The organism is Natronoglycomyces albus, from assembly GCF_016925535.1.
GTDB lineage: Bacteria > Actinomycetota > Actinomycetes > Mycobacteriales > Micromonosporaceae > Natronoglycomyces > Natronoglycomyces albus.
Map to the genome: position 1 here is coordinate 2,198,722 of NZ_CP070496.1, position 17,479 is coordinate 2,216,200.

A 17,479-nucleotide genomic window follows, 5' to 3' on the forward strand; every position below is an offset into this window, starting at 1 on the left:
TAGTCTGCCGACTATGAAACAATTCATGTCTCGTATTGCCGCTGTGGCACTCGCGACCGGTCTCGTGGCCGCAGTCACCGCACCGGCTTCCGCTGAACGCATGCCCGTGGAGGGTCCGGTTACCGAAGCGGCGGCGCAGCCCGACTTTTCGCCCGGTGCCTTCCAGCGCACCGCCGTGCTGACGATAGTGTCCTCCAATCACACGCAATACCGTAGTCAAGTGCTGCACTGCGTCGAGGGAACCCACGATCATCCACGACACTCAGCGGCATGCCAGCAGCTAGAGGAGTCCAACGGACGCATCGCGATGATACCGATCGTGGACACTTACTGCACAATGGAGCGTGACCCGGTTCAGTTGCACGCCTGGATCATGTGGGACGGGAAGTATCAACAGTTCCAAGGAGAGTTCGGAAATGCCTGCCAGGCCAACGCCGAAACCGGCGGAATAGTTTTCGACTTTTGACCTAATCTAGGTGAGCTTGAGCAGCGATGCGAAATCGCCTGTCGGCAGGCTACTGGGTAACTGAGGATCGCACCTGACTTTTCATTGATTGCCATCAATGTCCAGAATGTGACAGGACTCTATGCTCATCGGGTTCGGGAGAGGGCACCAATGCCTTCTCCCGAAATTTTTCTCACTGGGAAACGCCGAGAACGACCTGCGAATAGACTAAGAACACGGTGCGAACTCTCAGAGTTTGTTGGCAAATCCGCCAAAATCCCCGTTGATCTTTTTTAACCTGCAACGCATGGACAAAACACGAAACATCATTCGCGGCAGCCTAGCAGCAGTAGCCGCTGGCGCCCTCGCTTTGGGCTACAGCAGTCCCGCTGCCGCTCATCACCACAGTACGCACGACAACGACTCCGCGCCGCAGCAGCTTGCGGACCCAGATCTCGTGGATCCGGGACTGGTCGATCCGGGTGATCTAGTCGATCCGGGTGATCTGGTGGACCCGGGTGATCTAGTCGATCCGGGTGATCTGGTGGACCCGGGTGATCTAGTCGATCCGGGTGATCTGGTCGATCCGGGTGATCTGGTGGATCCCGGTGATCTGGTGGATCCGGGTGACCTCACGGACCCGACCGGTCTCATCGACGCCGACATCCTCGCGACGGTTCTGGCTGACCTCAGCGCCGAAGAGCTTCTCGATCTGCTTCCCGAGGACCTTCTGATCGACCTGCAGGTTTCGCTGCTTCTTGAACTCTTGGCGATCCTGCCCGAGGACGTTCAGGCAGAGATCATCGCTCACCTGCCTGCTGAGTTGGTGGCCGCCATCGGCGCCGACCTGCCTGATGATGTCCTCGATGACATCACCGATGACCCGATTTCACCACAGCCGAGCACCTAGAGACAGTGCCGCTGAATCTCTAACCGCGCAACCGCTCTCGTCTCAAGGGTGCTGCGCTATCGAAAGAGCTCACAGCCACTGTGGGGCGGCCGAGGAATCGGCCGCCCCACAGTGTTCGCCACGGGTGATCAGTCCACGTCACAAACGCCAGACCAATCAGTTCTGCTGGGTATTACCAGCCACGCTTGGCAAGCTTGCTCGCCTCGTCCAAGGTGTCGACATTGATGCCGACCATGGCCTCACCCAGGCCACGTGAAACCTTGGCAATGACATCCGCGTCTTCGTGGAAGGCAGTGGCCTTAACGATGGCGGCAGCGCGCTTGGCGGGGTCTCCGGACTTGAAAATGCCCGAACCCACGAAAACACCCTCGGCACCCAATTGCATCATCATCGCCGCGTCGGCGGGAGTGGCAATGCCTCCAGCGGTGAACAACACGACCGGGAGTTTACCGGCTTGGGCCACTTCGGCGACGATCTCGTAAGGGGCGCGCAATTCCTTCGCAGCGGCGTGGAGCTCAGCGGAGTCCATCGTGCTCAATCGCTTGATGTCCGCCCGGATTTGGCGCATGTGACGAGTCGCCTCGACCACGTTGCCCGTACCCGCTTCACCCTTGGAGCGAATCATGGCCGCACCCTCGCTGAGGCGGCGCAGGGCTTCTCCCAAGTTCGTCGCTCCGCACACGAATGGGACAGTGAAGGGGAACTTGTCGATGTGGTTGGCCTCATCGGCTGGCGACAGCACCTCGGACTCATCGATGTAGTCGACGCCGATGGACTGAAGCACCTGAGCCTCGACAAAATGGCCGATGCGAGCCTTCGCCATGACCGGGATCGACACTGCGTCGATGATGCCATCGATCATGTCCGGGTCGCTCATCCGGCTAACTCCGCCCTCAACACGGATGTCGGCCGGAACGCGCTCCAGGGCCATAACTGCCACCGCACCGGCGTCCTCGGCGATCTTCGCCTGCTCAGGAGTGACGACGTCCATGATCACGCCACCTTTGAGCATGTCGGCCATGCCGCGCTTAACGCGCGCGGTGCCGACGGTGGTTTCCGCAGTGTTTTGCTGGTTGGACACGCTGACCGCTCCCATTTCCTCGGGGTAGTTGACACCCTGAATTTTACGCCGCGACGGCGCTCACAGTGATCGACGCTAATCGCAGCAGCCAGAGCCACAACATTCGTCACTGGTTGATGTGGCGTCGCCGCCGGTGATGACTTTCAGGTTCTTATGGCCGCGAGGGCACTGTCCTCCATCGTCGGATACCTCCAAGGAGAAGAAGATCCCACATTCCTCGCACCGATACGAAATCTTAGCCATGCTTCAAGCCTATCTCACGACTCATAGGCAACTTTTGGCGTGCTAGCGGGCACAACCGGCCCAAGTGGTCACCGAAAACCGATATCAGTGAGCAACAAAGCCCCATATCAGCCCTATAGGTGTATTCATGCCCGAACAGGACTCGAAAGGTTGATATGCCGCAGCTTCGGATCAGCCAACTCCCAGTATTCGGGGCGGGGAAGCCTCTCGGCAAAGCGCAGCCACACGGCGACTCGGCGTTCCCGGGAGGTGATCGCGTCACGAACCACGTCAGTGTGCACCTGACGCGCCACCGAGACTCGGCGATTGCTCGCGGCAAGCTCTTCAAGCATATGCGCTGGCAACGACGGTGGAAGAGCGCGAAGAATCTCGGTAAGGTCGTTCTCACGGTACTGGCGACGTTCACGGTCCATCGTCGTGTTGACCGGGGCGCACACGACTTCCTTCGCAATCCGAACCGCCTCGTCACATTCGGGCCGATCCGCCCATTTCAAGACAGTCGCGGCCCTCTCATCGAGCTTGGCCACCAAGGCCCGCTCAGCACCGTGCACCCGCTGATGCAGACGATTGACGCGGCGAAGCGACCACCACACATAGGTCGCCAGCGCCACTACCAGCCCACACATTGTTACCAACCACACCATAGGGCAATGCTATCGCCTTAACATGCACAAAGGTGATCACGTCTGTGAATCAACTGTTGCAATCTGACATCGCCTTACTACTACTGGCTCCCATCGCGGTAGCGCTAAAGCCTGCTGCGACGCCAGTTCAGGCCGCAGGCGATGAATCAGCGTCAATGGCGGCCCGATAGACCTCTGTGATCTGAGTAGCCACCACAGGCCAATCAAACCGTTTCACCCATTCATCCGCGTAACTGACGTACTGTGCGCGCATCTGCGGATCGTCCAGGAGGCCTCTGATGTGTTTGGCCAAATTGTCGGCATCGCCGTTAGTGAACAGGGCGCCAGCACGGCCGTCATCGACTACCAGCCGGAATGCCTCCAGGTTGCTGGCCAGCACACAGGCCCGCGCGGCCATCGCCTCGACCAAGATCATGCCGAACGACTCGCCGCCAGTATTGGGGGCTACATAGATGTCTATGCTGCGCAGCATTCGGGCCTTTTCCTCGTCGGAGACCATGCCAAGAAACTCGATGCGCGCGGCCACGTCAGCCGGTAGACCTTCGACGGCAGCCTTGTGGTCGCCTTTGCCCGCTACCACTAGCTTCAGCTCCGGGCGCTCTGGCGCCAACTGCGCAAACGCTTCTCGAAGGAGCCCGAAACCCTTGCGCGGCTCGTCGAAACGCCCAAGGAAACCCAGAGTATGGCCGTCTGGTTTACGTTCTGGCAGCGGCGAGGCGGTGCGATACGCCGATATCAAGACGCCATTGGGAATCTCCACTGCTCCCCCACCGAGATGCTCGACCTGCACCTTTCGTGCCAAGGCGCTGACGGCGATACGCGCGGAGATCTTTTCCAACACCAACTGGGCGAGACCGCGCCCTGCGGCGAGCGTCCTCGATCTAGTCATGGCGGTATGGAACGTGGCGACGACAGGGCAGCTGGCCATGAGGACGGCCAGGAAGGACAGACTGGGTGTCATGGGTTCGTGCACGTGAATGACATCAAAATCACCGGCCTTGACCCACCGGCGGACACGAGTGGCGGCGAGAGGACCGAAGGCCAGGCGGGCGACCGAACCGTTATAGGGAACTGCCACCGAGCCCGCGATGCCGGTCACGTACGAGGGAAGGTCAGCCGTCTCGCTGGCCGGACCGAGGACTTGGACGTGATGCCCCGCGGCGATAAGGGTTTCAGCTAGGTCCCGGATATGGAATTGCACGCCGCCGGGAACGTCGTAGGAGTAAGGGCTGACGATACCTATGCGCAAAGCGCTCATGTCAAGTCCTCGGTCGTACGCCCGGTGTTAGTGGAGCCGTTCTCATCCGCTGTATTGTCCCGCACTGGGCGTTCTTGGGAGCCCTGGTCGGAAGAATCCTCGCTGAGTGGAAATGAGCCCGGGGCATCCGTGCTTCCAGGAGCGGCCTCGGTATGCGCACCTGTTTGGTCACCACGGGCCGACATTCGCTCCATGGCTCGGACATTGAGATCCGGCCAGAAGCGTTGCAACATGTGCCAATCCTGCGGGTGTTCGGCGATTCCACGTGCGAAGTGATCGGCGACCTGTTGAGTCGCGGTGGCGACTCGTTGCCGTAGGCGTCCGGGTCCCGCTACGGGAATCTCCTCGGACAGGTAGCAGACGGCCCGGTCCTCGGCATAAAAAATGTGCGCCGCGTACAGCGGAACGTTCGCACGGGCAGCCAAGAGCGCGGGACCGGAAGGGAAGAGAGCTTTGTGGCCGAAGAAATCGACCTCCACTCCCCCACTCGATAGGTTGCGATCGGCCACCAAGGCCACCACATCACCCTTGGCGAGGCAGTCGGCGAGCTCCGTCTGTGGTGACCGGGCCCCACCCGTGAGCGGAATAATGTTCATACCCAGTTCACGCCGATAATCCAAGAAACGCTGGAAGACGCCTTCGGGTTTAAGTCGCTCGGCCACCGTCGACAGTTGCAGTCCCTGCGCGCCGACCCATGCTCCCGCCAGGTCCCAGTTACCTGAGTGCGGCAAGGCCACAACTGAGCCGCGCCCAGCCCGGCTGGCCTTGGCGACGGGTTCGAAACCGTGCATCTCGAATCGACGCAGCACATCTTGCTGGCTCAACGTCGGTAGCCGGAAAGCCTCCATCCAGTAGCGCAGGTAGGACCGCATCCCATCGCGTACCAGGAGCTCTAGTTCCTCCTCATTGAGGCGGCCGTCTGTAACGCGACGGAGGTTTTCACGTAGTTGTCTTACTCCACCGCCGTTGGCGCGCCATGTCCGGTCAGCCAACCGTTGGAATAGCGAGGCGGCCACACCTTCGGGCATTCTTCGAACCAGTGACCACCCGGAACGATAGGCAAATTCCACCAACGCATCACGCACTGGCATTCCTCAATTCCGCAGTTGGTCACGAGTGTGCAGCAGACGCTGCACGATGGTGGCGAACGAAAGTGCCGCTAGCAAACTCAGAACGATCAACATTCCAAAGGGCACGCCAAATATTTCCAACAGGCCTGCGAGGCCAATCAAGATCAGCCGCTCCAGGCGTTCGACGTAACCCACGTCGCACGTGGCACCCAATCCCTCTGCCCGCGCCTTTACGTATGAGACCACTTCGGAGGTCACCAGGCACGCCAACGCCACGGCCATTTCGATATAACGGTCCTGCAAAGCAAACCAGAAGGCGACGGCCCCTAGAATCGCCCCGTCTGCGATGCGGTCGCATACTGAGTCCAGTAGCGCTCCAAACTTACTGCCCCCGCCTTGGATACGAGCGATCGAACCGTCCAATATGTCGCCAAGGCAGGCGACTAGGAGGATGAAGAACGCCCATACCCAGTAGCCTTGCGGAATGAGCACAACGCTGGCCGTGACGACCACGAAGGTGCAGGCGAGGGTTACCGCGTTGGCGCTGATACCAAGGGCAACACAGCGCCGAGCGATGGAGTCGAGGAAGATGCGCAGCCAACTGCGGCCTTGAGTTCTGAGAAACTTAGCCATGTCTACTTAAGATAGTTCTTTCTCCCAGGATTGCGCCAGTTGTGCCCGAGTATCAGACAGAAACTGCGGAATCACTTTGGTCTGGCCCACAATGGGCATAAAGTTCGCATCGCCACCCCAGCGGGGGACAATATGTTGGTGCAGGTGACCGGCGATACCAGCTCCGGATATCGCGCCTTGGTTCATGCCGATATTGAACCCGTGCGCGCCCATGACGGCCCGGATGACACGCATGGAGCGCTGAACAAGCGCTCCCATTTCGGCCACTTCCTCGTCATGGAGATCTGTGTAGTCGGCGACATGGCGGAACGGGCAGATCATCAAGTGCCCCGAGTTGTACGGGAACTTATTAAGTACCACATACATCGACTTGCCCCGCGTCACAATCAGGCCGGTTTCGTCGTCCAGCTGTGGCACCTCGCAAAAGGGGCAACCTTGTCGGTCCTCAGGTGCGCCGGTGGGTTTGCCCTCCCCCTTGATGTAAGCCATACGGTGAGGCGTCCACAACCGCTGGTAGCCGTCTTGTTCACCTGCCAGGTCACTTTCGCGTTTCTCATCACTCACGTGACCGATCCTAAGCCTCCCGCGCACATGCCGCTACCGGGTGTCGCCAGCCGCGCCTTAGCGGCAGCAGTGATATGTGAGGGCGCAGTTGAGGCGACCGGATTGGAAGGAAGGGGCATTTTCGGCTGGCCCAGCGCGAAATTCGGGGCCGCATGCGGCAAAGGCGCATCTCAGTGTCAATTTCGGCCAGAGTTGGGCCACGCCTCAACCAGAGGCTAGCCACCTGGAACGTGGCCTCTCGCTTATTCAACAGGCTTTATCGTCGGTAGTGCACCCGGAGAACGTCAACAGCTGGCCTGCACCCATGCTGGCAACAAGCTCTCAGGCGCGGTACAGGGCCCGCCCAGTTAGAACCAGACGAGCCCTGTCCCCCATTCCTCACTGAGAATCCTTGACCCCACAGTCCACACGTCGACCGGGATACGCCTAGGTTCCTTCCTCATCGAGCCCCTCGGCGTCGAAGCCGTCGACTAGGCGCAGATGCGACCGAGCCTCCTCAACTCGCCCGAGTCGCTGCAATGTTCGTCCTAGCAACAGGCGAGCATAGAAGTCGGCCGGGTTCTGATCGACCATGTCGGAGGCCAGCTGGCGGGCCTTAGCCAGCTGCGCTGAGGCGAAATACGCCCGAGCAGCCAGCTGCTTGACATTGCCGTCGTTGGGGAAGCGCTCCAGTAGCGGCTGCATCAGCAGCAGCGCCCCACGCGGGTCGCGGTGTTTGGTCAGCAACGCATCGGCTTCCCGCAGGCGAGCGACTTCCTCGGGAAGTTCACGGTTGGACGCGGCTGCCTGGAAAAACTCCCGGATCGCCGACTCCTCCTGGATTCCGGCCAAAGACTGCTCCCCCACGGTCATGGTCGGAGAGGTCTCCACCTCGATCGCTTTGGCGCGCAGCAGCTGCTCGGCCAGTTCCTGTTGACCGGCGTCGCTGTTCATGAGCGCGCTGGCCTGGCTGAATCCGGCCGCCTGCGCAACCTCAATGACGACATCGAGAGATGACACGTCACGCTCGTCGACGTGCCACGCCTCCATTAGCGCCGTGGCGACGGCATGTTGAGTCTGGCTTCCACCGTCGGCGCGCGCCAAGAGGATGACGCGGGCGGCTTCAGTGGAATCGACGCGGCTGTCCACTGGAAGAGGACGCCACACGATATCGACGTCCTCTCCAGTGAAGCTGGCGAGGGCATCGTCTACTCGGCTTTTGCCGACGTATGCCCAGGGGCTCACCACGTCGGCCCAGAACTCTGCTTTCATATCTGGCCCAACGTCACGCCCGGTTCGGAAAATTCCGCCCATGGCCTGGGGCACACCCGGTGCCACCGGTAAAACAGCCCGGCGCAAACTAAGGTTTGCGCCGGGCTGTCAGTGGCAATGTTCACCTACTACTAGGTCGTGCTCTCGGCGCTGGGCTCCGCGGCGTTGTCTTCCGCCGCCGAAGGACTGGTGTTCACACGTGATTGCACGAACTCCACCACATGCCGCAACGCCTCATCCTTAGACACGCCATTGCGCTGCGATCCATCCCGATAGCGGAACGACACGGTTCCCGCCGCCTGATCGTCGTCTCCGGCGATGATCATGAACGGGATCTTCTGCAGCTGCGCGTTGCGGACCTTCTTTTGCATCCGGTCGTCGGAAAAGTCCACCTCACAGCGCACGCCCGCGCTTCGCAGTTGAGCAAAGAACTCATCCAGGTAGTCGACATTCTCCCCGCGCACCGGAATACCGATGGCCTGTACAGGAGCCAGCCAGGCCGGGAACGCCCCGGCATAGTGCTCGGTGAGCACCCCGAAGAACCGCTCGATCGACCCAAACAGCGCCCGGTGGATCATGACGGGCCGCTGCCGCGTACCGTCAGCCGCCACGTACTCCAATCCGAAACGTTCCGGCTGGTTGAAGTCAAGCTGAATGGTCGACATCTGCCAAGTACGACCAATGGCGTCCTTTGCCTGCACCGAAATCTTCGGCCCATAGAAAGCCGCCCCACCCGGGTCGTCAACCAGGTGCAGACCCGATTCCTCGCCGGCGGCCCGTAGCGCCTCCAGCGATTCCTCCCAGACCTCGTCGCTACCGATGTACTTCTCAGGGTCCTTGCTGGAAAGCTCCAGGTAAAAGTCATCCAGGCCATAATCCCGCAATAGGTCAAGGACAAAGCCCAGCAGGCTCTTCAGCTCTGCGGCGAGCTGTTCCTTGGTGCAAAAGATATGGGCGTCGTCCTGCGTCATGCCCCGTACTCGAGTCAGCCCGTGTACCACCCCGGACTTCTCGTAGCGATAGACCGACCCGAATTCGAACATCCGCAACGGCAGCTCACGGTAGGAGCGACCCCGGGAACGGAAGATCAGGCAGTGGTACGGGCAGTTCATTGGCTTGAGGTAATACTGCGCGCCTTCCATCTCCATGGGGGGGAACATTCCCTCGGAGTAGAAGCCCAGGTGCCCTGAGGTGTGGAACAGGTTCGCCTTGGTGATGTGTGGCGTGTTCACAAACTCATAGTTGGCGGCGATGTGCTTGCGGCGAGAGTAGTCTTCCATTTCCCGGCGGATGATGCCGCCCTTGGGGTGAAAGACCGGCAAGCCCGAGCCCAACTCCTCGGGGAACGAGAACAAATCCAGCTGCGTACCGAGCTTGCGGTGGTCGCGCTTCCCGGCTTCCTCAAGCAAGCGCAGGTGCTCCTTGAGGTCGGCCTTGGTTGGCCAGGCGGTGCCGTAAATGCGCTGGAGCTGCGGGTTCTTCTCCGAGCCCATCCAGTAGGCGGCGGCCGAGCGCATCAGCTTCACCGCACCAATGAGCTTGGTCGTGGGCAAGTGGGGGCCACGGCAGAGGTCAGACCACTCCACCTCACCGGTCTTGGGATTATGGTTGTCGTAGACGGTCAGTTCGCCTCCGCCAACCTCCATGACTTCCTCGGAGTCCAGCTCGTCGCCCTTGGTGTTGATCAGCTCCAACTTGAACGGCTCGTCGCTGAGCTCCTTGCGGGCCTCATCCTGGCTGTCATAGACGCGCCGGGAAAACGTCTGCCCCTGTTTGATGATCTGCAACATGCGCTTTTCGATTTGCTTGAGATCATCGGGGTGGAACGGTTGCGCCACGTCGAAGTCATAGTAGAAACCGTCGCGGATCGGTGGGCCGATGCCCAACTTGGCGTCCTCGTGCAGTTCCTGCACCGCTTGCGCCATGACGTGGGCCGCAGAGTGGCGCATGACGTTAAGGCCATCGGGGCTGTCCAGCTCCACCGGTTCCACGACCACGTCCGATTCCGGGGCCCAGGACAAGTCTCTGAGCTGGCCTTCGGCATCACGGACGACCACGATGGCCTTCGGACCCGTTGTGGGAAGACCTGCCTGAACCACCGCATCGGCGCACGTAGTGCCAGCCGTGACCTGAAGCGGCTCGATAACGGCTGGAGACTGATTGGGCGATGCGGAAGCCACAGATATCCCTCGCAATACAAAAGTTGTCGGATCGGGCCAGGTGACGCAGACGCGCCGGGCCCGACGTTGCCATGTCAATCTTAATCACGGCCGAACCTGGCATTCCACCCGATTACAGTCCCGGTGAGTTGCGGCGCGCCCACCACAGAGCGGCACCGTCACTGACCTCATCGAAACCGTCGATGGACCCCACGTGGCCAGCGCCGGAAAAATCCTTCGTCTATGCCTTGACCTTGGAGTCGGCTCCAAGGTCTACGTTTGATCAATGAACGCGATGACGGTCGGCCAATTGGCCACAACGATCGGGGTTAGTGCCGATACGGTGCGGTTTTGGGAACGCGAGGGGCTGCTGCCCGCTCCTCGCCGCTCTAGTGCGGGCTATCGCCTCTATCAGGAAGACTCTATCGACCGTCTGCGATTCATCCGCACATGCCAGCGGCTGGGCCTCACGTTGGCTGACATTGCTCAACTGTTGCAGGTGCGCGACACGGGACGCTGTCCATGCGAGAGCGCTGAGGGTCTCCTAGCGCGTCGTCTGGCCGAGGTCGAGGACGAGATCAGGCGGCTGCAAGTGCCGTAGGCCCAGCTGGCGAATGTGCGTGAGTCGGTTGCTGACCCCTGCGACGAGGAATCGGCTCGCCAGCTGCCGCCACAGTGGTGCCCGCCAGCGCCCTCACCGAACGGGCCCGAACCGATTCGCATCGACGAGAGGAGGTGAGCATGTCACAGACTGATTGCCCGTGTTGCACGGTTCAGGGCTGCCCGTACGCCTGTGAGTGCTGTCAATAGGTCCTTAGAGATCCTCGTCGGCCACGAGCAGGATCTTTCCGAAGTGCCCGCCTGCTTCCATGAGCCGATGCGCCTGCGCGGCCTCGGCCAGCGGCAGGCGGGCATGGATGGGCATGATGATCTCGTCTTCCTCCACTAGTGGCCACATGTCATCCTCGACCCCGGAGAGAATCTGAATGCGGGACAGTAGTGATCGCGAGCGCAAGGTGGAGCCGGTGATTTGGGCGCGTTTGGCCATGAGGCGAGCCATGTCTATTTCGCCGGTGCGGCCTTTTTGCAGCCCGATGGTGATCAACTGTCCATAGGGGGCGAGGGCCGCGATGTTGCGGTCGAGGTAGCCTCCGCCAAGGTTGTCGAGGATGATGTCAGCCCCGCCAGCTTCTTTGAGTACCGCGACGAAGTCCTCGTTCTCATAGTCGATGACGACGTCGGCGCCCAGTTCTAGCAGGCCGTCGTGGTTTGATTCGCGCGCTGTGGTGTACACGACCGCGTCGACGGCTTTGGCGAATTGCACGGCGAAGGTGCCGATGCCGCCTGCTCCCCCGTGAATGAGGACGGTGAGTTCTTCTTCAATTTCGCCGACGTCCACGAGGTTTGACCACACAGTGGCCGCGGCTTCGGGGAGAGCGGCCGCGTCTATGAGGTCGACGCCATCGGGTACGGCCATGAGCAGCCCGTAGTGGACCGCAACCTTGTCGGCGTAGCCGCCGCCGGGAAGTAGTGCGCACACCTCTTCGCCGAGCTCCCAGCTGGTAACGTCGTCTCCGAGAGCACTGATGCGCCCGGAACATTCCAGGCCAGGCCAGGCGGGCGCGCCTTTGGGCGGCGGGTAGTGCCCGGCCCTCTGCAACAGGTCGGCTCGGTTGACGCCCACCGCCGCGATGTCGATGACGACCTCTTCGGGCCCTGGTGTCGGATCGGGTAGATCGGCTTCGACCAGAGTTTCCGGCCCCCCTGGGGCCTCAATGACGACTGCGCGCATAGTGGTTGATCGTAGCGCGGTTTGGTTTCGGTGCAACCATTATTTAGGGTGCGACTTCTCATCGTGGGAGATGTTGAGGGGTACGGTGCGTGCGGTTGTGGGCTGACTGGTTGTGGCCACCACAAAAGCTCTGTGAATGAACGTCGATGGTCTGCTTTGCCGCAATGTGGCGGCCTGAGGAGGCTCCAGATGAAGGAGGAAGCGAGTGGGCGCGAAGGTTGCTCTCATCACCGGTATCACCGGCCAGGATGGTTCTTATTTGGCTGAACTGCTGCTGGGCAAGGGCTATGAGGTGCACGGCATCGTCCGCCGGTCCTCCCATATTGGCAACACCTCTCGTCTGGATGCGATCTATCAGGATCCACATGAGTCGGGGCGGCGGCTATTCCTTCACTACGGAGATGTGACCGACGCCGGGCTGATGGTTAATTTGATCCGAGACATCACCCCGACCGAGGTGTATAACTTCGCTGCGCAAAGCCATGTCCGGGTCAGCTTCGACCTACCCGACTACACGGCGAATGTCACAGCGTTGGGGGCTATCAGGCTGTTGGAGGCGATTCGCGCGGCTCGCATCGACGCCCGGGTGTTCCAAGCCTCTACCTCGGAACTGTATGGAACCACGCCGGCCCCGCAAAGCGAACTGACGCCGTTCCATCCGCGCAGCCCCTATGGGGTGGCGAAGCTGTACGCCTATTGGTCGGCGGTTAACTATCGCGAGGCCTTTGACTTGTTCGCCTGTAACGGCATCGCCTTTAACCACGAAAGCCCACGCCGAGGCGAAACATTCGTGACCCGCAAGATCACGCGGGCGGTGGCCCGGATCGAGGCGGGCCTGGAGAAGCGGGTGTACCTGGGCAATATGCAAGCGGTACGCGATTGGGGCTACGCGCCTGAGTATGTCGAGGCGATGTGGCGGATGCTGCAACAAGACCGGCCCGACGACTACGTCATCGCCACCGGCCAAGGAGCCTCGGTGGAGCAATTCTGCGCGGCGGCTTTTGCGCATGCGGGCATGGACTGGCGCGACCATGTCGAATACGACGCCCGTTATGAGCGTCCCGCTGAGGTTCCGCACCTAATTGGCGATCCCAGCAAGATTGAGGCGGCGATCGGCTGGCGGGCTCACACTAATTGGGAAGCGTTGGCGGCGCTGATGGTCGATGCTGACCGTCAAGCCCTGGCTCAGAATAGGGAATAATCTCATCACCTGCGACGTATGTGCCACCTGTTGGCCCGGTGGAGTTCATCGCAAACGAAAAACTGACGCCGGGCATTCCCGTACGCCAGCCTCTGTTACCGGCTCTCATAGCCGGTCTTTTGTGTCGTTGTGTCTGGAATTCTAGTCGCGGCGGCCCAGATTATCGCGGGCACGGTCACGCACGTTTTCTGGAATCGAGTCGGTCACCATGCCCATAATGTCCATGTCTCCGACAAGTTGCTGCGCCATCTGCGCCATCTTCATGGAGTAGGTGGCCGTGGCCTCATCGATCGTTTGCCGGATCATGCCACCCAGACGCGTACCGTGGCGCATCGCCGCGTCTTCGATGTCAATGTCGGTGACGTGTCCTTCGGAGTTGAGGACGACTTTGATGGAGCCGTCTTCGCTGACCGCCTCCGTGCTTTCGCTGGCCATTTCCGCCTGCAGCTGCTCGTACTTAGCCAACGTCTGTTCGGCCTCGCGCTGCATTTCCTCCAGTTTCGCCATCATTTCCTCGGGGTCAGGACGAGGGTTGTTGCGCATCCCCGAGAGCGGGTTGTTGTCAGTCACTTCTTCTCCTCTTCCGTGTTCTCGTCCTCGCCGATGACGTCCTTCAGGTCCGGGAGTCCTCCGCTGAAGAAGTCCTGCTCACCGGTGCCACCAAAAGTCTCTCCCAGCGTCGCGGAGATCTTTGCGTTGAGGTCGGCGTCTATCTCCTGACGCCCCCTTGCCAGCGTCTCGACGATCATCGTGCCCAACTCAGATCCGGACAGGCGCAGCGCGCGGTGGCTCAGTTCCAATTCCTTGATCGACCCAGCTGGCCCCATCAGCACGCTCACCTCCTTATTTTCGGAGGTAACCTCTAGTTCGGCCTCTTCGACCATGCGCTTAAGGCGGTCGGCCTTGGCTTGAAAGTCCTGCTCGTCCATGAGGAGAAATCCTTAATAGCGGGTTTCCTAGAAAGCGCGAACAGTGCGGCTATCCCAGCGGCACTGTCGCCAACTGCGTTCACAATATCCGACTATCGCTAACGCGAAAAACTCCACTAAGGCTGTGACATACATGGCTGTCTCACGTTAGGATCGCGCCCATGCAGATCCGCGAACGCACCATCTTGCTAACCGACGGCGTTGAGATCCCCAGAGTCGGATACGGCACCTCCAAGGTCAAAGGAGACCAGGCACACTCAGCTATCAGCACAGCGTTGGAGACCGGATACCGCCTCATCGACACCGCTGAGCTATACCAGAACGAATCTGAGCTAGGCCACATTCTCACCAACAGCGGGATCGACCGGGAGGAATTGTTCCTGACCTCAAAGGTATGGAACAACCACCAAGGCTATGACCAGACCAGGCAGGCCCTCGACGAGAGTCTTAACCGCTTGGGGACCGACTACCTGGACTTGTACCTCATTCACTGGCCCTGTCCGGATACCGACCGGTATGTCGACACTTGGCGCGCGCTCATCACCGCCCGCGCCGAGGGCCTCGTGACCTCGATTGGGACCTCCAATTTCCAACCAGAGCACATGCAGCGGCTCGCCGATGAGACCGGCGTGATGCCGGTTCTCAACCAAGTGGAACTTCACCCGTACTTCAACCAGCCATTTTTGCGCACCTGGCACCTGGAAAACGGCGTCGCGACCCAGTCTTGGGGACCGTTGGGACAACGCGCGGGCACACTGTTGAATGAAGAAGTCATCACCACCGCGGCGAAGGCACATGGCACGACCCCCGGACAAGTGGTCTTGCGATGGCACTTGCAACGAGACTGCCTAGTCATCCCCAAATCAGTCAACGCCGACCGCATAAAAGCTAACTTCGACCTGTACGATTTCGAGCTGTCTGAAGCGGAAATGCACGCCATCGACAAACTTGACACCGGAGAACGGCAAGGCGGGAGCCCCTACGAGGTTCACTGAGGCCTACCGGCGCTCTCGCAGCACGGCCCACCGTGCCGGAGCCGTTCGCACCAGGGGTAACTATCCGTGCCGCCTCAGATCGCGCCTGGCGGCAGAACATGGTGGCGCAAGAGTCGTATTCTGGGGGAGCTTCAGCGGCCACCCCCTTAATTCTGATGCGCCCCGACCCCGAGGACACGATGGTGTTCCCGGACAGGATTGAGGGCCCCGGCGCCGTGCGCGTGAGTCATCCAAGGAGAATCCCCATGGCCTTCCCGCCTCCCCCTGGCCACCACAGCCCCGATTACGGTCAGCATCGGCCACAATCTCATCCCGGTTCGCCCTATCGTGGACACCCGCAGTCTGGTCACTACCCGACTGCTCACAACAGCCACGTGCCCAACGGTGGATCACCGCTCCCGGCCCCTGGGCAATACAATCCCCATGCCGTTTTTCACAGCGCCCGCGCCCGCAAGGAGAAATCCGGTTGCGGAAAAGCCGCCCTCATCATCGGCATCTCCTTGGCTTCGATCCTCCTGCTCGGTGTCATCATGACGATCTACTTCCTGTTTCAGTCCGGCACGTCCGATTCCGATTCCACACCTGGGTCGTCAGCGCAAACTGTGGACGAACTGCACTACGACGGCCCCGGTCTGACGCTGGGAACAGGCGAGATCGTGGTCGATGTGTTCCTCGACTACTTGTGCGGAGCCTGTCAAAACTTTGACGCGGAATACGGGGACCAATTGCGCGCCATGGCGCTCAATGACGACATCACCCTCAACTACATTCCGGTGGACAACGCGGGTTACAACCAAGGATCCGCGACGGCCTCGGGCCAGTCAGCGGCAGCGGCGGCCTGTTTCCATGCGCACGCTGAAGACTCTTTCGGCGAATTTCACCGCGAGCTGCTGCGGGCTCAACCGCCGCAGGAGACCGGAGCCATGCAGCAGGCCGATCTGATCGAGTTCGCCGACCAGTTTGGAATGTCCACCGAACTCGAAGCATGCCTAGCCGAGGGCACATTCGGCGAATTTGGGATGGAGACCTCCGCACACGCGGCCCTGCACGGAATCACAAACACGCCTTCGGTGTGGGTGGATGGTGAATCCGTCGACACCTTTGGTGTACTCGATGCCATCGGCCAACGCTAACGAGGGCCTGTCCTGGCTGGGGCCGAGGGGATGCCTAGCCGTTGGACACTGCGGCATGACAGCGCCGACTTTCGGTCAACGCTTGGCAACAGAAACTCATGCGAAAGTGCGGATGCAAGGCCGCGGGAGGCGAAGTTTGCGCTGGTGAACGGGCTGACGACAATGCCGCAGGCGGCTATTGCATAGGCAATGCAGGTAATCGCGCCACCTTTGTGGCATTCGGTCGCCACATGTGTCGACGTGGTACGTCTAACCAGCATTGATACGTGGGCATGAGAACCAGTAGGCGCTCAGCCAATTCGTCGATGATGCGGGCAACCAGCTTCGGGGGCTATCGCCGCTGTAGGACCAGCCGGAATCAGGTATCCAAGTTTCAGGACTTATCTCTCTTGCGGATCGCACATGCCGCGGTACTGACGGCTTCGATGCCCCAGGTATCGAATGGATCGCGCACTTGCACGGCTACCTTCGGATCAGCCAACCAGAAAACGAAGCGGTCGCCTCGACGCCCGGCCCCATCGGGGTGCGCAAAGTCTTCTAGATGCCATTCGTCACGCCTTTGCTCATGATATTCGGCCAAGAATTCCACCACAGCCTCAATGTCACACAGTCGTTCCCCCCGCATCACTATGACTTGTAGGTCTACTCGGTGGCCGGAGTCAGTTGGGCTTTCCCATACTCGCTGGAAGAAGTCGACTTCGCCCCATTGGTGCTCAAAATCGGACGGCGTTCCTATGTCGCCGACAAGGGGGCCCAGGGTGAACCCGTGAAAGTTCTCCCCGTGGCTGTCGTCGGACTGCATTCCATTCGCATCGCTCATACTTCCACCCTAGGTCGGATTCAGTGGCTCGTTCGGTTTCGACACCGGTGAGGCCTGGACTTGTTTGGGGCGGAAATCGATCAGATAGTACATATCGACCACTGTGAACTGTCGATGCGCACTCCACTTGTGACTCAGGGTGAAAGCTGGTTATTAAGTGAATAGTTGGTCGCGGTATTTGTGTATCACCTCTTGAGACGGCCAATCATCCGATGAATAATAGAGGCATGTCAATATCTCGATGCTTTGACAGATTATCCCGACCGTTCACCCCATAGACAGTCCCATTTTCCCCTGAGCCGTCAACCTGAAGCATGTTCGCCTCCCCGATGCTTCGGGCTCGATCCCGTA

The 17,479-nt window shown here is 60.3% G+C and carries 18 protein-coding genes and 1 pseudogene; 6 read left to right on the plus strand and 13 right to left on the minus strand.

Annotated elements, in window-relative coordinates; genetic code table 11:
- The first annotated feature begins 13 nt into the window (after nucleotides 1–13).
- Both JQS30_RS09325 and JQS30_RS09330 read left to right on the plus strand, forming a co-directional pair.
- Nucleotides 14–466: an SSI family serine proteinase inhibitor gene (locus JQS30_RS09325; RefSeq protein ID WP_213170020.1), complete on the plus strand. Its 453-nt coding sequence runs from the start codon at nucleotides 14–16 to the stop codon at nucleotides 464–466.
- A 286-nt stretch (nucleotides 467–752) separates the two neighbouring features.
- Nucleotides 753–1,355: a hypothetical protein gene (locus JQS30_RS09330; protein WP_213170021.1), complete on the plus strand. Its 603-nt coding sequence runs from the start codon at nucleotides 753–755 to the stop codon at nucleotides 1,353–1,355.
- 172 nt (nucleotides 1,356–1,527) lie between these two features.
- Here the strand turns inward: JQS30_RS09330 and pdxS are convergent, their stop codons facing one another.
- The 9 genes and pseudogenes from pdxS to thrS all read right to left on the minus strand — a co-directional run bounded on the left by pdxS (nucleotide 1,528) and on the right by thrS (nucleotide 10,279).
- Nucleotides 1,528–2,451, minus strand: coding sequence for a pyridoxal 5'-phosphate synthase lyase subunit PdxS (gene pdxS / locus JQS30_RS09335; RefSeq protein ID WP_213170022.1), 924 nt, complete (start codon nucleotides 2,449–2,451; stop codon nucleotides 1,528–1,530).
- A gap of 60 nt (nucleotides 2,452–2,511) precedes the next feature.
- Nucleotides 2,512–2,679, minus strand: a complete 168-nt coding sequence (locus tag JQS30_RS09340; protein WP_213170023.1) for a hypothetical protein — start codon at nucleotides 2,677–2,679, stop codon at nucleotides 2,512–2,514.
- Between the two features lie 125 nt (nucleotides 2,680–2,804).
- The gene (locus tag JQS30_RS09345; protein ID WP_213170024.1) at nucleotides 2,805–3,323 is read right to left on the minus strand and encodes a hypothetical protein; all 519 of its coding nucleotides are present in this window, start codon (nucleotides 3,321–3,323) and stop codon (nucleotides 2,805–2,807) included.
- Between the two features lie 127 nt (nucleotides 3,324–3,450).
- Nucleotides 3,451–4,572, minus strand: coding sequence for a glycosyltransferase family 4 protein (locus tag JQS30_RS09350; RefSeq protein ID WP_343076209.1), 1,122 nt, complete (start codon nucleotides 4,570–4,572; stop codon nucleotides 3,451–3,453).
- A 218-nt stretch (nucleotides 4,573–4,790) separates the two neighbouring features.
- Nucleotides 4,791–5,672, minus strand: a pseudogene (locus tag JQS30_RS09355) (phosphatidylinositol mannoside acyltransferase); the annotation flags it as partial.
- 3 nt (nucleotides 5,673–5,675) lie between these two features.
- Complete coding sequence (gene pgsA, locus JQS30_RS09360) at nucleotides 5,676–6,284, minus strand: phosphatidylinositol phosphate synthase (protein WP_213170027.1); 609 nt, start codon at nucleotides 6,282–6,284, stop codon at nucleotides 5,676–5,678.
- Nucleotides 6,285–6,290: 6 nt separating this feature from the next.
- Nucleotides 6,291–6,773 (minus strand): HIT family protein, encoded by a 483-nt coding sequence (locus JQS30_RS09365; protein ID WP_213173028.1) that lies wholly within the window; start codon nucleotides 6,771–6,773, stop codon nucleotides 6,291–6,293.
- Nucleotides 6,774–7,274: 501 nt separating this feature from the next.
- Nucleotides 7,275–8,099 (minus strand): DsbA family protein, encoded by an 825-nt coding sequence (locus JQS30_RS09370; RefSeq protein WP_213170028.1) that lies wholly within the window; start codon nucleotides 8,097–8,099, stop codon nucleotides 7,275–7,277.
- 131 nt (nucleotides 8,100–8,230) lie between these two features.
- Entirely contained in the window at nucleotides 8,231–10,279 is a 2,049-nt protein-coding gene (gene thrS, locus JQS30_RS09375; RefSeq protein ID WP_246497842.1) for a threonine--tRNA ligase, read from the minus strand.
- 265 nt (nucleotides 10,280–10,544) lie between these two features.
- On the opposite strand from thrS, the gene JQS30_RS09380 reads away from it, so the two are divergent.
- Complete coding sequence (locus tag JQS30_RS09380; RefSeq protein ID WP_213170029.1) at nucleotides 10,545–10,859, plus strand: MerR family transcriptional regulator; 315 nt, start codon at nucleotides 10,545–10,547, stop codon at nucleotides 10,857–10,859.
- Nucleotides 10,860–11,072: 213 nt separating this feature from the next.
- On the opposite strand, the gene JQS30_RS09385 is transcribed toward JQS30_RS09380, so the two are convergent.
- Nucleotides 11,073–12,050 carry an NAD(P)H-quinone oxidoreductase gene (locus JQS30_RS09385; protein ID WP_213170030.1) on the minus strand — a complete coding sequence of 326 codons (978 nt, stop codon included), beginning with the start codon at nucleotides 12,048–12,050 and terminating at the stop codon, nucleotides 11,073–11,075.
- A 205-nt stretch (nucleotides 12,051–12,255) separates the two neighbouring features.
- On the opposite strand from JQS30_RS09385, the gene gmd reads away from it, so the two are divergent.
- Nucleotides 12,256–13,251 (plus strand): GDP-mannose 4,6-dehydratase, encoded by a 996-nt coding sequence (gene gmd, locus JQS30_RS09390; RefSeq protein WP_213170031.1) that lies wholly within the window; start codon nucleotides 12,256–12,258, stop codon nucleotides 13,249–13,251.
- 141 nt (nucleotides 13,252–13,392) lie between these two features.
- Here the strand turns inward: gmd and JQS30_RS09395 are convergent, their stop codons facing one another.
- Nucleotides 13,393–13,821 carry a YbaB/EbfC family nucleoid-associated protein gene (locus JQS30_RS09395; protein WP_213170032.1) on the minus strand — a complete coding sequence of 143 codons (429 nt, stop codon included), beginning with the start codon at nucleotides 13,819–13,821 and terminating at the stop codon, nucleotides 13,393–13,395.
- Nucleotides 13,818–14,180: a YbaB/EbfC family nucleoid-associated protein gene (locus tag JQS30_RS09400; RefSeq protein WP_213170033.1), complete on the minus strand. Its 363-nt coding sequence runs from the start codon at nucleotides 14,178–14,180 to the stop codon at nucleotides 13,818–13,820. Before JQS30_RS09400 ends, JQS30_RS09395 begins: the two co-directional genes overlap by 4 nt.
- A gap of 161 nt (nucleotides 14,181–14,341) precedes the next feature.
- Between JQS30_RS09400 and JQS30_RS09405 the strand changes: the two genes are divergently transcribed.
- The gene (locus JQS30_RS09405; RefSeq protein WP_213170034.1) at nucleotides 14,342–15,175 is read left to right on the plus strand and encodes an aldo/keto reductase; all 834 of its coding nucleotides are present in this window, start codon (nucleotides 14,342–14,344) and stop codon (nucleotides 15,173–15,175) included.
- A 245-nt stretch (nucleotides 15,176–15,420) separates the two neighbouring features.
- Nucleotides 15,421–16,308, plus strand: coding sequence for a DsbA family protein (locus JQS30_RS09410; RefSeq protein WP_213170035.1), 888 nt, complete (start codon nucleotides 15,421–15,423; stop codon nucleotides 16,306–16,308).
- 373 nt (nucleotides 16,309–16,681) lie between these two features.
- Here the strand turns inward: JQS30_RS09410 and JQS30_RS09415 are convergent, their stop codons facing one another.
- Entirely contained in the window at nucleotides 16,682–17,128 is a 447-nt protein-coding gene (locus tag JQS30_RS09415; protein ID WP_213170036.1) for a hypothetical protein, read from the minus strand.
- Nucleotides 17,129–17,479 lie beyond the last annotated feature (351 nt).

What these genes read in the sequence shown, in the direction of transcription:
- JQS30_RS09325 (WP_213170020.1), top strand. Translation starts at nt 14, where the DNA reads ATGAAACAATTCATGTCTCGTATTGCCGCTGTGGCACTCGCGACCGGT.
- JQS30_RS09330 (WP_213170021.1), top strand. Translation starts at nt 753, where the DNA reads ATGGACAAAACACGAAACATCATTCGCGGCAGCCTAGCAGCAGTAGCC.
- pdxS (WP_213170022.1), bottom strand. Translation starts at nt 2,451, where the DNA reads ATGGGAGCGGTCAGCGTGTCCAACCAGCAAAACACTGCGGAAACCACC.
- JQS30_RS09340 (WP_213170023.1), bottom strand. Translation starts at nt 2,679, where the DNA reads ATGGCTAAGATTTCGTATCGGTGCGAGGAATGTGGGATCTTCTTCTCC.
- JQS30_RS09345 (WP_213170024.1), bottom strand. Translation starts at nt 3,323, where the DNA reads ATGGTGTGGTTGGTAACAATGTGTGGGCTGGTAGTGGCGCTGGCGACC.
- pgsA (WP_213170027.1), bottom strand. Translation starts at nt 6,284, where the DNA reads ATGGCTAAGTTTCTCAGAACTCAAGGCCGCAGTTGGCTGCGCATCTTC.
- JQS30_RS09365 (WP_213173028.1), bottom strand. Translation starts at nt 6,773, where the DNA reads ATGGCTTACATCAAGGGGGAGGGCAAACCCACCGGCGCACCTGAGGAC.
- JQS30_RS09370 (WP_213170028.1), bottom strand. Translation starts at nt 8,099, where the DNA reads ATGAAAGCAGAGTTCTGGGCCGACGTGGTGAGCCCCTGGGCATACGTC.
- JQS30_RS09380 (WP_213170029.1), top strand. Translation starts at nt 10,545, where the DNA reads ATGAACGCGATGACGGTCGGCCAATTGGCCACAACGATCGGGGTTAGT.
- JQS30_RS09385 (WP_213170030.1), bottom strand. Translation starts at nt 12,050, where the DNA reads ATGCGCGCAGTCGTCATTGAGGCCCCAGGGGGGCCGGAAACTCTGGTC.
- JQS30_RS09400 (WP_213170033.1), bottom strand. Translation starts at nt 14,180, where the DNA reads ATGGACGAGCAGGACTTTCAAGCCAAGGCCGACCGCCTTAAGCGCATG.
- JQS30_RS09405 (WP_213170034.1), top strand. Translation starts at nt 14,342, where the DNA reads ATGCAGATCCGCGAACGCACCATCTTGCTAACCGACGGCGTTGAGATC.
- JQS30_RS09410 (WP_213170035.1), top strand. Translation starts at nt 15,421, where the DNA reads ATGGCCTTCCCGCCTCCCCCTGGCCACCACAGCCCCGATTACGGTCAG.
- JQS30_RS09415 (WP_213170036.1), bottom strand. Translation starts at nt 17,128, where the DNA reads ATGAGCGATGCGAATGGAATGCAGTCCGACGACAGCCACGGGGAGAAC.